Annotated in this window: 12 protein-coding genes and 1 other annotated feature; of the genes, 6 read left to right on the top strand and 6 right to left on the bottom strand. The window is 38.9% G+C overall.

Going from position 1 to position 13,521, the window contains the following annotated elements:
* Positions 1 to 273: 273 nt before the first annotated feature.
* A complete protein-coding gene (locus LROSL1_RS01575) occupies positions 274 to 972 on the bottom strand; it encodes a hypothetical protein (RefSeq protein WP_178913500.1) in 699 nt (232 codons plus the stop codon).
* 227 nt (positions 973 to 1,199) lie between these two features.
* On the opposite strand from LROSL1_RS01575, the gene LROSL1_RS01580 reads away from it, so the two are divergent.
* The 3 genes from LROSL1_RS01580 (at position 1,200) to LROSL1_RS01590 (ending at position 3,755) form a co-directional block, all read left to right on the top strand.
* The gene (locus LROSL1_RS01580) at positions 1,200 to 1,991 is read left to right on the top strand and encodes a DUF6414 family protein (protein ID WP_178913501.1); all 792 of its coding nucleotides are present in this window, start codon (positions 1,200 to 1,202) and stop codon (positions 1,989 to 1,991) included.
* A complete protein-coding gene (locus LROSL1_RS01585) occupies positions 1,992 to 3,125 on the top strand; it encodes an AAA family ATPase (RefSeq protein WP_178913502.1) in 1,134 nt (377 codons plus the stop codon).
* A 348-nt stretch (positions 3,126 to 3,473) separates the two neighbouring features.
* The gene (locus LROSL1_RS01590; RefSeq protein WP_178913503.1) at positions 3,474 to 3,755 is read left to right on the top strand and encodes a hypothetical protein; all 282 of its coding nucleotides are present in this window, start codon (positions 3,474 to 3,476) and stop codon (positions 3,753 to 3,755) included.
* A 90-nt stretch (positions 3,756 to 3,845) separates the two neighbouring features.
* On the opposite strand, the gene LROSL1_RS01595 is transcribed toward LROSL1_RS01590, so the two are convergent.
* The 5 genes from LROSL1_RS01595 to LROSL1_RS01615 all read right to left on the bottom strand — a co-directional run bounded on the left by LROSL1_RS01595 (position 3,846) and on the right by LROSL1_RS01615 (position 7,575).
* Positions 3,846 to 4,838 carry an ornithine cyclodeaminase family protein gene (locus LROSL1_RS01595; protein ID WP_178913504.1) on the bottom strand — a complete coding sequence of 331 codons (993 nt, stop codon included), beginning with the start codon at positions 4,836 to 4,838 and terminating at the stop codon, positions 3,846 to 3,848.
* A gap of 3 nt (positions 4,839 to 4,841) precedes the next feature.
* Positions 4,842 to 5,726: a sulfite exporter TauE/SafE family protein gene (locus tag LROSL1_RS01600; protein WP_178913505.1), complete on the bottom strand. Its 885-nt coding sequence runs from the start codon at positions 5,724 to 5,726 to the stop codon at positions 4,842 to 4,844.
* A gap of 10 nt (positions 5,727 to 5,736) precedes the next feature.
* Positions 5,737 to 6,549, bottom strand: a complete 813-nt coding sequence (locus LROSL1_RS01605; RefSeq protein ID WP_178913506.1) for a TrmB family transcriptional regulator — start codon at positions 6,547 to 6,549, stop codon at positions 5,737 to 5,739.
* Between the two features lie 325 nt (positions 6,550 to 6,874).
* Complete coding sequence (locus LROSL1_RS01610; RefSeq protein WP_017260611.1) at positions 6,875 to 7,153, bottom strand: helix-turn-helix domain-containing protein; 279 nt, start codon at positions 7,151 to 7,153, stop codon at positions 6,875 to 6,877.
* A 173-nt stretch (positions 7,154 to 7,326) separates the two neighbouring features.
* Positions 7,327 to 7,575 (bottom strand): hypothetical protein, encoded by a 249-nt coding sequence (locus tag LROSL1_RS01615; RefSeq protein ID WP_017260610.1) that lies wholly within the window; start codon positions 7,573 to 7,575, stop codon positions 7,327 to 7,329.
* An 819-nt stretch (positions 7,576 to 8,394) separates the two neighbouring features.
* Positions 8,395 to 8,583: a binding site (T-box leader), on the top strand.
* A gap of 50 nt (positions 8,584 to 8,633) precedes the next feature.
* Here LROSL1_RS01615 and tyrS point away from each other — a divergent pair.
* The 3 genes from tyrS (at position 8,634) to tyrP (ending at position 13,501) form a co-directional block, all read left to right on the top strand.
* A complete protein-coding gene (gene tyrS, locus LROSL1_RS01620; RefSeq protein ID WP_178913507.1) occupies positions 8,634 to 9,890 on the top strand; it encodes a tyrosine--tRNA ligase in 1,257 nt (418 codons plus the stop codon).
* A 282-nt stretch (positions 9,891 to 10,172) separates the two neighbouring features.
* The gene (gene tdc / locus LROSL1_RS01625; protein WP_178913508.1) at positions 10,173 to 12,032 is read left to right on the top strand and encodes a tyrosine decarboxylase; all 1,860 of its coding nucleotides are present in this window, start codon (positions 10,173 to 10,175) and stop codon (positions 12,030 to 12,032) included.
* A 47-nt stretch (positions 12,033 to 12,079) separates the two neighbouring features.
* Positions 12,080 to 13,501, top strand: coding sequence for a tyrosine-tyramine antiporter (gene tyrP / locus LROSL1_RS01630; protein WP_017260606.1), 1,422 nt, complete (start codon positions 12,080 to 12,082; stop codon positions 13,499 to 13,501).
* Positions 13,502 to 13,521: the final 20 nt, after the last annotated feature.

A 13,521-nucleotide genomic window follows, 5' to 3' on the forward strand; every position in this document is an offset into this window, starting at 1 on the left:
AAACTAGTTGGATTGATAGCAACTTTCTTTGCTGCTATTAGCTCTCAATACAGCTATGTGTATATCAATCAGTCTAAAGAGCTTATACATTGTTGTATCACTAAAAAACGTCGATGATTGGAATTTCGAAAATTCTGACCACCGACGTTATTTTTGAGGGGCTATTTGTCCAGTTTCAAAATAGAGCCTCTGTTGACTACTTTTAAAAAACTATAAAAATGGAATCAAGCTATTGGAAATACCTTGATTTTGATGAAATTGAGCTTTTTGCATTTATAGACCCGAAGCTTGTTGTAAAACTTGAGTTAAGGATGGCCAATCAACGGGTAGTTTTATGTTAGCCGGATTAAAATCTAAAAATTGCTGGTATTTGTATATAAATAAAACTGCAAGAATAAAAACAACAATAGATGCCCAAGTGCCTACCCTTTGAAAACGAATGGTTGTGTAAATTGAGGATATGACAGACGTGGCTATCAATGCTAAAAGAGATGTGTGGATGATAGGAAATAGAATTGCTGGTGTGAGACCATTCCCTTTGATTAGCTGGAAAAGTGTGACCATATTCATATTAGCGTATACATTCATTTGTGTGGCAGATGGTGTAATTTGAGCAACCTTAACAAATAGTATCGTATAAACTCCTACTATAATGACGATACCTAATGGACTCTTCCAAGATTTCGTTTTATAAAAAGAAATCAAATAAAGGATGACTGCAACTGAGATGGCTGTAATTAGTATGTGTGATGGAGTGAGCACCCTTTGCAAGGAATTTAACAGCAAACCATAAGATTTAATAAAGGTACTAACAATTGGTAGGACAACATAGACTATCCAATCAGGGATTGAATTTCCCTGACTTGTGTTGTTCGTGTGAACGGTGGTGTTTTTAAAGAAGTATGTAATATTAGTTGTTTGATTAATGGTCGCATGGTTATGATCACCATTTTGATTAATAGAGCTATTCAAGTTCTCTTGCCTGACTTTCTAAAACTTATTTTATTTAATCTTACGCCTATTTGTCATTTTTTGAATATTAAAAATTATTAACTAGGATGGAGGGCGAGTTTTGCAAAATCAATGTTTTCTCAAATAGAGGAAATTGATATCATTTATAATGTTTAAAATGGCTAGAACGTATGTTCACAATGATGCTATAATTGTATGAACTAATGTATGATAAAGAGGGATAAGCAATGACAGGTGGAGTAGCTTTTAAGAAACTAGTTTATTTTGACGAACAAGCAGCTTTGGACATTTTGGAAATGTTTGATAATGGTAGTACTACGGAGATGATCAAGACTGTAACTGAAAAAATTGCAAAAGCCAGTGTAAGTGCTGATGCCAAGGTTGGGGTAGGCATATTGCAATCGTTCAAGCTACGATTGTCAGGAAATGCCAAAGCCGGAATTACCAATCTTGTGGAGAGTCAGGTTAAGTCAACCATACTAAGCAATTTCTTAACTAAGTATGCTGATCACAAATCGGAATTCGGCTTGACCGATGTAAAAAGCATAAATTTAACATTGACGGAAAGCTCGGCCGCATATTTTCGTACATTAGGCAGATATATGAAAATGGTTAAAAACTTTGAAGGTATTGATGCTGACATTACCCCAGAAGAGATTAAGTCTCTAAAATCGGTTGATTTTTCAGACTTTGATGTCGTCATGGATGAAGCAACTGGGTATTATCAGTTTATTGGCGAAGATTTAGAGAATAATACAAAAGCCATTTATAGATTTAACTTTGAGGGAATTCGAAATAATTATAAATTGACTGATTTGACACTAATGAATCTACGGGTTATTGGCGTGAAAGTTGGACAAGTAGAAAGTCTAAATATTGACTTAGGAGACGATGTCTTGATCAAAACGTCGGACGAAGAATATGGTGGTCAGGATATTTTTGATGAACAAGAAGATAAATTAAAAAACGGCGATGTAAAGTATGACGTCATAGATGTACTGATTTCTGGTGTAATTTAAATGCAGAAAATAAATGTAAAATTATATCATAAAAATGATAAAAGCTTTCAAAGTACTATTCAAAAAGTGATCGGTGAGGGGTTTGATTTAGCTATAATCGTTTTACCGGATAAAAATATTTTAGAAGCGCTAAAAGATGTTCTAAAATCTGTGCAAGAGAAGGACATACATTACACCTATATATATGCAAACTCAGGATTTTTTTCGAGCATAAAAGAATTTGCCTATGAGACCATGAGTGATTTGTTGTCGGTAGTTGCAGTCACATTGCAAGTTGAATTGATTTTGTTGAATAATATTCCGGACGTAGTCATTAGAAATATTAAAAGCCAAAAAAATGTGTTTAGTCTGGGCGATGTTCAAGACAAAGCAAGTAGAATGACCGAAGCTAATTTCAAGACAATAAAGAGAAGTCTTTCGGAAAAAATAATTGGTCAAGATGTTGCTAAAAAAAGATTACTTTTGACGCTTGGAAAAAGAATCTATAGTCAAAATAATCACCCACTCGTTATAGGGCTAATTGGACCACAAGGTGTAGGTAAGACTGAGATGGCAAAGACCTTAGCTTCTTCGATGGGACATGGCGAAATATTTAGAGAACAAATGTCAATGCTCAATGATTCTAATAGTGTTGAATATCTTTTTGGTGGAAGTAGTCAAAAGAGCACATTTGCAAAAAAATTACAGCAGAGAAGTTCAAACATTATTTTACTTGATGAAATTAATCTTTTACCAAAAGGAATGCTGGCCGCCTTTTATCAATTTTTCGATGAAGGTAAATTTGTAGATACTGCATATACGGTGTATGTAAAAAATGCAATAATTATTTGCACAGGAAATTATCTTAGTAAGACTGATATGGCCCAAAAAATTGGATTTCCTTTATTTTCAAGATTTTCATCAATTTGTTCTTTTGAGCAACTAACACCAGATGACTACTCCGAAATTGCGTCTAGTAAGGTGAATGATAAATTAAATGAAATTTCACCTAAATTTAGGCGAGATATTAACAGTAAAAAAATAGTTTCAGAATTAAAAAATAATCCAATGAAATTTCCAGATGTTAGAAACTTAGATCACTATATTGATGACTTGTTTACGGAACAGATTTTGAAGGGCAGGGGGTTGTTGTAGTAAACAAATTCACGTTGGCGCGTAGAGGTTGCAAGGAAGCTGATAAGGCGTTTTTGAATGTTACTCAAGTGATTGATATGCGGCAAAGTACATCTAGTTACTAAGAACCCTAAGATGAACATGAGTCATTTTGAAATTCTCATTTCGAGAACAAATTTCTTTAAAAATTGATTGAGCGACTATTTAAAAGCTAGCCATAGGTAATAGAACTTTTTAGGAGGGAGTGTAAAGACTCACTCCTTTTTTCTTTACCCAATCCATACCCAACCTTTACATTCCCCATCTCGAATTGTTACATCCGTTTGCTAACCTTATCTCTGTAAGGCAGAGAAAGAGAGGAGCAATTAGATGAAACTGGGAAAACGTTTGGGTGTAGCGGCGGTGACGCTGAGCTTATTGGGAGTGGCGCTGGCGGGGTGCTCGTCGAATAATGCGGCGGCCGCGACGTCGGATAAATGGTCGACGGTGGTGAAGACGGTCAAGAAGGAAGGCACCGTGAAGTCGGTGGGGATGCCGGATACGTGGGTCAACTGGATTGGTTCGTGGAGCGACGTTAAAGCGAAATACGGTGTCATACTTAAAGATACGGACATGTCGAGTACTCCACAATACTTTAAGTCTACGTACTAAATAAGACTCAAAATCAAAAATAGATTTTGAGTCTTATTAGTTTAGATATGTTGTCGCGAGCTTCTGTCAGTCAGCGAAGCTAAGCTAAAATCAATTCAGTACTGCACCAATTCCGTCCTTCTCTGCAGCCTTAACAATCCGGTCCGCCACAATCACGTCCAGCGCTGCAGTCCCAACGGTCTTAAACACAGTGATCTGATTTTCTTCGGTTCGTCCGTCAATTCGTCCATTAATAACCTGTCCAAGTTCACCATTAAACTTATCCTTCTCGATAATGCCACGCTTTAGCGGCTGAATCATGTCACCTGCTTCGGCTAAAACGCCGTCCATTGTGTCGAAGATGATACGGTCGGCTTTAACCAGTGCTTCAGCTGGTAACTCGGCCATTTCTGGTGTGTAGGCACCGACACCATTGATATGAGCGCCAGGTTTTACTAGTGAGCCATTGAACGTCGGTCGTCTAGAAGTAGTGACGGTGGTAATGATATCAACAAAAGGGACAACATCATCGGCGGAATCAACAACCTGAAATTTTGTTTTAAATGTATAACCAAACTTAGCTTTGGCTTCGTCACAAAAATCTTGTGCGCGTTTCTTATCAAGATCTGAAACATAGACAATAGTTAGATGACGTACTGTTAACATTGCCTCTAGTTGAGCCATCCCTTGACCGCCCGTTCCGATGAGGAGGGCGGTTTTTGCGTTCTTTTTGGCCAACAAATCTGTCGCGGCACCTTGAACGGCACCAGTTCTTAATTGGGTCAGGTAAGTGCCATCCAGAATAGCATTCACGATGCCTGTTTTGGCATCTAAAGTCACCATTGTTGCAGGAACACTAGGCAAATGTTTGGCAATGTTATCAGGATAAACAGAGACTAACTTGATACCGAGGGCCGGAGATGCACCGCTCATGTATCCTGGCATGTAGAGGCTCTGTCCGTTATGTTCTGGAATATCGATGTTAGTTCGCAACGGAATGTCAGCACGGCCGGAAGAATACAAACTGAGCGCTTCTTTGTCGGCTTTAATGGCGTCGCTCATTGTAAATGTTTGTTGAATATCTTTTGCGGATAAATAACGCATGTTTTAAGCCTCCTTACTAGCAGTGTTATCAGACTTGGATTTATTGCCCAAGTACAATGAAACCGCTGAGTACAGCAGAACAGCAATCACAATCCATTGAATAATTGATGTGTTCAAACTTTTAACTAGGAAGACGGCGACTAACACACCGACGATTCCGAAGACTGAGAACATAGTGATTTTTCTTGAGTAGTCGTTTAGCTTGATGAATTGCATGCTACCGATTGAAACGGAGAAGGTACAACCACCCATCATAATTGGAAAGGCTGCAACGGGATTCATGCCCATTGCGTAAACAGTAGCCATGGTAAGTGCGTAGGAACCAATCCCGATGTTGTTTAAAGCTCCATAGACAAACATAAGCAGACCAGTTAACCATAGTTTCCAGCCATATAGTTCTGTAGCTGTTCCGTTTGATGGAATGAGTCCCATTTTACCAGCTACAATAAGTGCAGTAGCGACTAGCAAACCAACAATAACAAAATTACGAATTACGCGTTCCGGTAATTTAACGACAAATCGTGGTCCAAGGTAGGCACCGATAACCTGACAAATAATGGCGACGAGCAAGGTTTTGATGCCAACTGTAATGTTTGTGATGTAGGCCAGCGACATGACAAACACGGGAATAACACATTGTGTGTTCAAAGTCCCGGGCAGTTTCTTCATAGAAACCCACTTAGCCTTTGGATAAAGAGCTGTCGATATCGCAAAGTCGGATATTCCAAATGTTGACAGGAAATAGATCATGGCCTGAGCGATTGGCGTCCAGATTGAGCTCGCCGGTTCACTCATAATTTCATCTCGGTGACGGAGTAAATCACGAACTAAAATAAAAATGAATAACAGATTAATTAAAACAATTGCACTGATTAAAGCAACTCGCATAACGATCTCCTCAATTCTTATCGAAGTAGATGTCACGCACTCCTTCCAAATCAGGTCCAAAAACTTTTTCTGCCTCATCGTGTAACAATGAAAGAGTACGTAAATCATAAGCATCATGTAATACGTATTCTTGAGCGAGAAAGATCATTGAACTATTTTTTGTCCAAATTACACCTGTGTTAGCAGAGTCTGCTGGTAATTTTCCGTAAACGACTTCCTGCCCATCGCTGACAACATTTACCCAGCGACCACCGTAGTCCAATACCTTATCAGCTTCAAAAAAATGTTTATAGAAACGTCTAAAAGGTAAATCGTAGCGGTGATGATTACTAAATAAGATTACAACGAATTCATGAAGCCGACTTTCTGCATCTGCCAACGCTTGAGTGATTTCAGGCGTTAAGTCCTCAGAATAGATTTGCACGTACAAACTGTGAGTAGCATGTTGAATTTGGTAAAGAATTTTTTCAAACACCTGATCATAGGCATCTAATGCCCACACAGAACCATAATCAGTAACGGTTCCCAAACCAGATAGAGAATTCTCCAAGTTTGAAATATTATGTTCACTCTCAGTTTTAAAACGTGCAACTAGTTCGTCTACTGGAATTGCAGTATATACAGGTGTGTCATCTTTCGATTCAAGAATAAATTTTTTGTCTTCAAGTGAAGACAGTACATTGTATATTTTTGAACGAGCGATACCAGAGTTTTTACTAATTTTGTAACCTGTTGATGCGTCCATCTGTAAGAGGGTTACATACGCTTTGGCTTCACTTTCTGTGAGCCCGAAACGCGTCAATAATTCTGTTTTTTGATCCATGGTTTCCTCATTTTTAATAGTAGCTACCATCGGGTACTACTATAATTCCATTTTTTTATTTTGTCTACAGTTTGTGATTCTTTTAGCTAATATTGTTTGATTTGCATACTAGAATATTATGCTTCGAATACACACTTAAAGAAAGGGCTTAGATATATGCAGCATATATGTTAACTTTGTATGCTTTCACAAACGCAAAAGACCACCTCTTAACTGTGCAGATGCTCGCAGCCATGAGGTGGCCAAATTATAATGATTATTGTTAAAGACAAAAGATTTTTATTAAATGAACGCTATTTAAGACTAGCGAGCAGTTTTCTAAAGACTATGGATTGTCAAAAGTCTCAACAGCTTCTACTGCTGACATTGAATTATGAGGACTTTTGGTTTGATAATTACGCCGTGCCTCTGGTTCTGTCTCGCCAGTGACAACTTCCATGCCATGGCGAGTGACAACCAGCTGTTTGCCAAATTTACGGATCGTGCCAGTTGGAAAACGTTCTGGATTTTTACGGAAGACCTGACGAACATAGTCGTCAGCTTTTCGCCATCGGCTAGCTGCCTCACTAGATGACATGATGTCACTATCGTTAAGATTAATCATAAGTTACTCCTGAAGAGTGATAAAAGTTATTGTATTGAATGGAAATTACTTACGTAGAATCATTGTAGCTTTCTATGTTTAAGAGAATATAAAAAATAAAGAAGATTTTGTGACATTATATGTATCCGGCCCGCTCTGTTTATGAGGGGGCCTTTCAATAGTTGCTGTCCGAATCAGTCATGATTATTGTCCTTTGTTATTGCTTTGGCGAGTTGACCAGCTAATGTCCATACGCCAATGATTGAGGCGGTTAAACTCACCATAATCAAAATAGCGGCGATAAAAGGTACTGAAACGAATGTGAAAGTTGTCAGAGCAAACGTTAACGGTGCCAACAAGATAATTGTAATAAGTGTTTGGATGCTAATTTTTTTAATATTCATATTTACCAGTAACTGTGTTTTGATTTTTGTGTTTTCCATATTTTCACCTTTAGGTTAGTTTTCCTTTAGTGTCATTTGATTGCCGCAATTTTCGCATTCGATAGTACGTGTGCCAGCAATTTTCTTAAAAACGATGTCATTACATTCCGTGCATTTCAGTGTTTCGTCGATTGATTTCATCATGTTGATTTCCTTTATTTCCGATGTGACTAAGAATTTATTCTGCGTGACCGCAATTTGCACAAATATGTTGACCATTGCTTGAAGTTCTTGTAAAGACAATATCGCCACAATTGCTACACTTTAGTGTTTCATCGATTGATTTCATGTTTATCACCTCCAATGTTTATTTCAAATAACAAAAAGAGCGCCCTAATTAGTAACAAGAGTTACTAATTAGGACGCTCATCAACGCGGTACCACCTAAATTCAGAGATTAGTCTGCACTTAAAATCCTCCGTAACGAGGGGGAGACACGTTTTCGGTTCAAGGTATTTCGTCAGTATGCCCTGCGTGATTTTCACCAACCATCACTTCTCTAAACCCTGAGGCAAACTTTCTACTGTCTGACACGAAAATGATTTGTTATTTGTTGTCATGAATACTATCATCGTTTTTTAATAAAAGCAACCCCGAGTTTAATAAAAATTGTAAAAAATCTCATAAAGGGGAATTTTTAAGAAAAATAGTTCGACACAAAACAAATGTCGCACAGTAAACGTTGATATAATTGCGTTTAAAACGCTTTCTAAAAGCACATAAACTTAAACGCCAAGCTCATTAAAACATAATGCCATAAACTATTGACGGAATCCTTATGAATACCGTATTGTAGGCGTTGTAAACGTTTTAAATAAACAAAACTTTTTAATCGTCCAAAGTAGATATATATTCTTTTTAAAGCGAGCTAATGGCTGGTGTGAATTAGCAAAGGAGATATATCGAATTACACTCGATTTCTTTGAAAAGTACGGTTTGGTCCCGTTACCAATCAATGAGTGACACGAAAGTGTAAATCGGGTGGTACCGCGGTTAATCGTCCCTAGGATATATTATCTTAGGGACTTTTTGTTTTGTAAAAAAGAGGAGGAATGAACGTGAACATTATTGATGAACTAACTTGGCGTGATGCAATCAATCAACAAACTGATGCAGAAGGCTTAAAGAAACTGGTATCGGATCATAAAATTGCTTTGTATTGTGGTGTTGATCCCACTGGTGACAGTATGCATATAGGTCATTTGATTCCATTTATGATGATGAAACGGTTTGAACTAGCAGGTCACCACCCATACATTTTAATTGGTGGCGCTACTGGGAGCATTGGTGATCCAAGTGGTCGAAAGACAGAGCGTCAGCTTCAGACGATGGAACAAGTTAATCACAATGTGGAGGCGCTGGGTGCACAGATGAAGCGCTTGTTCGGTGGTGATGCAAATGTAACGATGGTGAATAACTATGAGTGGTTATCGAAGATTTCATTATTGGATTTCCTTCGTGACTACGGGAAAGTTGTTAACGTAAACACGATGTTGGCCAAAGACATTGTGGCTAGCCGTTTGGAAGTAGGAATTTCATACACTGAATTCACGTATCAAATTCTTCAGTCAATTGATTTTATGACGTTGCATCGTGAACACAATATTCAGTTGCAAATTGGTGGTGCTGACCAATGGGGGAACATTACTTCAGGAATTGACATGATTCATAAAATTATGGGTTCTGATGAAGAAGTATATGGACTCACTATCCCATTGATGTTAAAGGCCGATGGTACTAAGTTTGGTAAAACAGCTGGTGGTGCTATATGGCTTGATCCGAAGAAAACATCACCATATGAGTTCTATCAATTCTGGTTGAATCAGGACGATCGTGACGTGGTTAAATACCTGAAGTTCTTTACTTTCCTAAGCAAAGATGAAATTGATCAACTTGCTAAAGAAGTGAAAGAAAACCCGGCTGGACGCCATGCTCAAAAACGTCTTGCGGAAGAAGTAACCCGGTTCGTTCACAGTCAAGAGGCCTTGGATCAGGCAGAAAAAATCTCTGATATCCTCTTTTCTGGCAACGTCAAGGAATTGAGCGTAGCTGAAGTTCAAGAAGCTTTTGAAAAGGTACCCCATGTTGAAATGAGCTCGGATTCAGTCAATATTATTGATGTATTGACTGAGACTGGAATTGAACCTTCACGTAGACAGGCTCGAGAAGATGTATCGGCTGGAGCCATTTACGTTAATGGTGAAAAAGTAGATGAAATTGATGCAGTAGTTGATCCATCTACTAACTTCTCTGGAAAATTTGTAATTTTCCGTCGTGGGAAGCGCAATTACTTCCTGGCTAAAGTTAAAAATTAGAAAAAATATCATAAATCGAATATATGTTCCCGTAAAGGCTTGCCAATTATTTTTAAATTAAATTGGCAGGCCTTTTTCATTTTTAAGTCCACTTTACGATACCCGATAAAGGGCTAGAATGCTCAATTCGTAAAATAGAAATGCCGCCGTTAAAGGGCTCATTGAATTCTCACTTGTGAAAACGCCTTCAAAAGACCCTTTACAGGGACGTTTGAGCTGGAATATATTATTTGCGATGAAACACGCGTGCTTCAAAAATATATCGAAAGAAGCTATTTAACGATGGATGGACTTAAACCAGCACCAAAAGATCTGGACCTTAATGCACTCTTCATTGGTGACAAGGCAGAAAACGGGCAATTATATAAAGACTTACTAAATGAACTGGTTGATGAACATTTAGGATGGCGTAAAAATTATATTCCTCAAGACAAGGGCATGATCAGCCCAGAACAACAGTCTCAACCAAATTTCAAAGCAACAGTTAACAGAATGAAAGATGTTTTAGATGAATTGTCCCAACGGATTCGGACTGAATCAGTGCCGTGGCATTCAGCTGGTCGTTACTGGGGTCACATGAATTCGGAAACGTTAATGCCTTCTATCCTTGCGTACAACTATGCAATGTTATGGAACGGAAACAACGTGGCTTATGAATCATCCCCCGCAACTTCACAAATGGAAGAAGAAGTTGGTCATGATTTGGCCGAATTAATGGGCTACAAGAATGGTTGGGGCCACATTGTCGCCGATGGTTCTTTAGCAAACTTGGAAGGTCTCTGGTATGCACGAAATATCAAGTCATTACCTTTGGCAATGAAAGAGATCACACCGGAATTAGTTGCTGGCAAGTCAGATTGGGAACTATTAAACCTGCCAACTAGTGAAATTATGGACTTGCTTGAAAAAGCTGGTACTAAACTTGACGAAATTAAGAGTAAATCTGCTCGTGGTGGCGAACATTTACGCGAACTGGGTAAGTGGTTAGTGCCACAAACCAAGCATTACTCATGGTTAAAGGCGGCTGATATTATCGGTATTGGTTTGGATCAAGTTGTACCTGTACCAGTTGACGATAATTACCGGATGGACATTAACGCGCTTGAAGATATTATCAACAAATTGACAGCAGACAAAACACCTATTCTTGGGGTTGTCGGCGTTGCCGGTTCAACTGAAGAGGGTGCCGTTGACAATATTGACAAGATTGTCGAGTTGCGCAAGAAGTTTGCCGCTAAAGGCGTTTACTTCTACTTGCATGTTGACGCTGCTTACGGCGGTTATGCTCGTGCCATTTTCCTGGATGAGGATAACAAATTTATCCCATACGAGGACCTAAAAGATGTCCATGAAAAGTACGGTGTCTTCACAGAAAAGAAAGATTATATCAAGCGTGACGTATACGAAGCCTACAAGGCATTTGACGAAGCTGAATCAATCACTATCGACCCACATAAAATGGGTTACGTACCGTACGCCGCTGGTGGGATTGCCATCAAGGATATTCGGATGCGTGACACGATTTCTTACTTTGCTACCTACGTTTTCGAAAAAGGTGCAGACATCCCTGCGTTATTAGGTGCTTACATTCTTGAAGGATCTAAAGCAGGTGCAACTGCCGCCGCTGTTTGGGCCGCTCACCGCGTATTGCCATTAAATGTTTCTGGTTACGGTAAGTTAATTGGTGCCTCAATGGAAGGTGCTAACCGTTATTACAATTTCTTGAGCAATCTTGAATTCAAAGTTGGCGAACACACAATTGAAGTTCATCCGTTGACTAATCCAGACTTCAACATGGTTGATTACGTACTGACTGAAAAGGGAAACCACAGTCTAAAAGACATTAACGACTTAAACCACAAAATGTATGAGGAAGCTTCTTACGTTAAGGGCAGTCTTTATGGGAAAGAATACATTGTTTCGCATACTGACTTTGCTCAATCTGACTATGGCGACAGTCCGTTGAACTTTGTGAAGAGTCTTGGTGTGTCTGAAGAAGACTGGAATGATGTCAAGAAGGTAACGATTATCCGTGCCTCTGTCATGACACCATACATGAATAAAGCTGAAAACTTCAATTACTTCACACCAAAAATAAAACTAGCCATGCAACACGATCTTGAAGCCATTTTTGAAAAATAGTCTCTGAGATTTAACGTGCAAATAAAATCTAAAGGAGAACTAGAAAAATGGAGAAGCAGGCTACAAAGATAGGTCTGACGACATTCATCGGGATGACAATGGCTTTGTGTGCAACTGTTCGGAGCATTCCTTCTGTTGCGGCCACTGGATGGACACAAATCACTTACATGATATTCGCGGTTGTCTTTTTTGCCCTACCAGTTGCGTTAATTTCCGGTGAATTAGGCACGATGATGCAAGAAGAAGGTGGCCCACAGCTTTGGGTCAAAACAGGCCTTGGTGAGAAATGGGGCTTCACAACAGCATGGTTATTGTGGGTTCAAATGTTCCCCGGCATGGTTATGGTGGCCTCAACTATTGGACCACTATGGGGAAACACTATCGGTAACGTCAGTTTAGGCAATAATCACTGGTTTATTCTTGCTAATATTTTGATTTTTTATTGGATTATCACGTTCTTGAACTTGAAGTTTGATATGGCTAAGGTCGGTGGGAATATCGGTGTTTGGCTTGGTGTCTATATTCCTATCGTGATCATGTTGATCATGGGAATTGCTGCCATGATCAAGACGGGAATCAACCCGGCTGGTTACTTGGGTACATTCAGTTGGCACAAGTTATTACCTAGTTTGGCTAATATTCAAACATTGCAATACTTCGCCGCAATTTCGTTTATTTATACCGGGATTGAAATCTCCTCAGTCTTTATTCCGCGCCTTCACAACGCCGCAAAAACTTACACACGTGGGATTTTCATCGCTTTGATCGGATTAGTTTTGATGAATATTCTGAACGGTATTTTGGTGGCAAACGTTGTTCCTAACGGAAAAATTGAACTGTCTAACATTACACAGCCAATTGTACTTTGGAGCAAAATTCTGGGTTGGCCAAGTATCATCGCCAACATTTTCAGTTTCATGGTTGTTATTGGGGTTTTAATTCAATTATCTGCTTGGGTAACAGGACCTTCAAAGACTATGACTCAGGTTGCGCGGGAAGGTCAATTACCAGCGTCATTTGGCTATCACAAGGTCAACAAATATGATGTTTCGAAAAATGTCGTTTTAACACAAAGCATTATGATTTCACTGTTTGCATTGTTATATGGGGTAATGAAGAACGTTAACGGGGTTTTCTTAACGTTGACGAATGCGACCACAGTTATTTACGCATTAGTGTACATTCTGATTGCATTGTCGATTATCCGTTTGAGAAAAATACAACCCGATGCATCGCGACCATATCGTCTCGGTCAGCACGGTAACTTTATTGCATATATGTGGGCATATCTTCTGATCTTTGGGATTGCCGTTATCATTGTTGCCACGTTGATTGCAAGCGATTTGGTTCAGGCAATTTTCGTTGTGCTCATCACGGTTGCGTTATTCATCGCACCACTCATTATTTACAGTCATAAAAACGACTCTTGGCTAGAACAAGTACAAAAAGATTTAAAGGAAACGAAGTAATTTGTTTCTATTTTGGGGAG

The organism is Furfurilactobacillus rossiae, assembly GCF_013394005.1.
In the GTDB taxonomy this organism is placed as follows: domain Bacteria; phylum Bacillota; class Bacilli; order Lactobacillales; family Lactobacillaceae; genus Furfurilactobacillus; species Furfurilactobacillus rossiae.

Coding starts and splice junctions, on each gene's coding strand:
- LROSL1_RS01580 (WP_178913501.1), top strand. CDS start 1,200: ATGACAGGTGGAGTAGCTTTTAAGAAACTAGTTTATTTTGACGAACAA.
- LROSL1_RS01585 (WP_178913502.1), top strand. CDS start 1,992: ATGCAGAAAATAAATGTAAAATTATATCATAAAAATGATAAAAGCTTT.
- LROSL1_RS01590 (WP_178913503.1), top strand. CDS start 3,474: ATGAAACTGGGAAAACGTTTGGGTGTAGCGGCGGTGACGCTGAGCTTA.
- LROSL1_RS01595 (WP_178913504.1), bottom strand. CDS start 4,838: ATGCGTTATTTATCCGCAAAAGATATTCAACAAACATTTACAATGAGC.
- LROSL1_RS01600 (WP_178913505.1), bottom strand. CDS start 5,726: ATGCGAGTTGCTTTAATCAGTGCAATTGTTTTAATTAATCTGTTATTC.
- LROSL1_RS01605 (WP_178913506.1), bottom strand. CDS start 6,549: ATGGATCAAAAAACAGAATTATTGACGCGTTTCGGGCTCACAGAAAGT.
- LROSL1_RS01610 (WP_017260611.1), bottom strand. CDS start 7,153: ATGATTAATCTTAACGATAGTGACATCATGTCATCTAGTGAGGCAGCT.
- LROSL1_RS01615 (WP_017260610.1), bottom strand. CDS start 7,575: ATGGAAAACACAAAAATCAAAACACAGTTACTGGTAAATATGAATATT.
- tdc (WP_178913508.1), top strand. CDS start 10,173: ATGGATGGACTTAAACCAGCACCAAAAGATCTGGACCTTAATGCACTC.
- tyrP (WP_017260606.1), top strand. CDS start 12,080: ATGGAGAAGCAGGCTACAAAGATAGGTCTGACGACATTCATCGGGATG.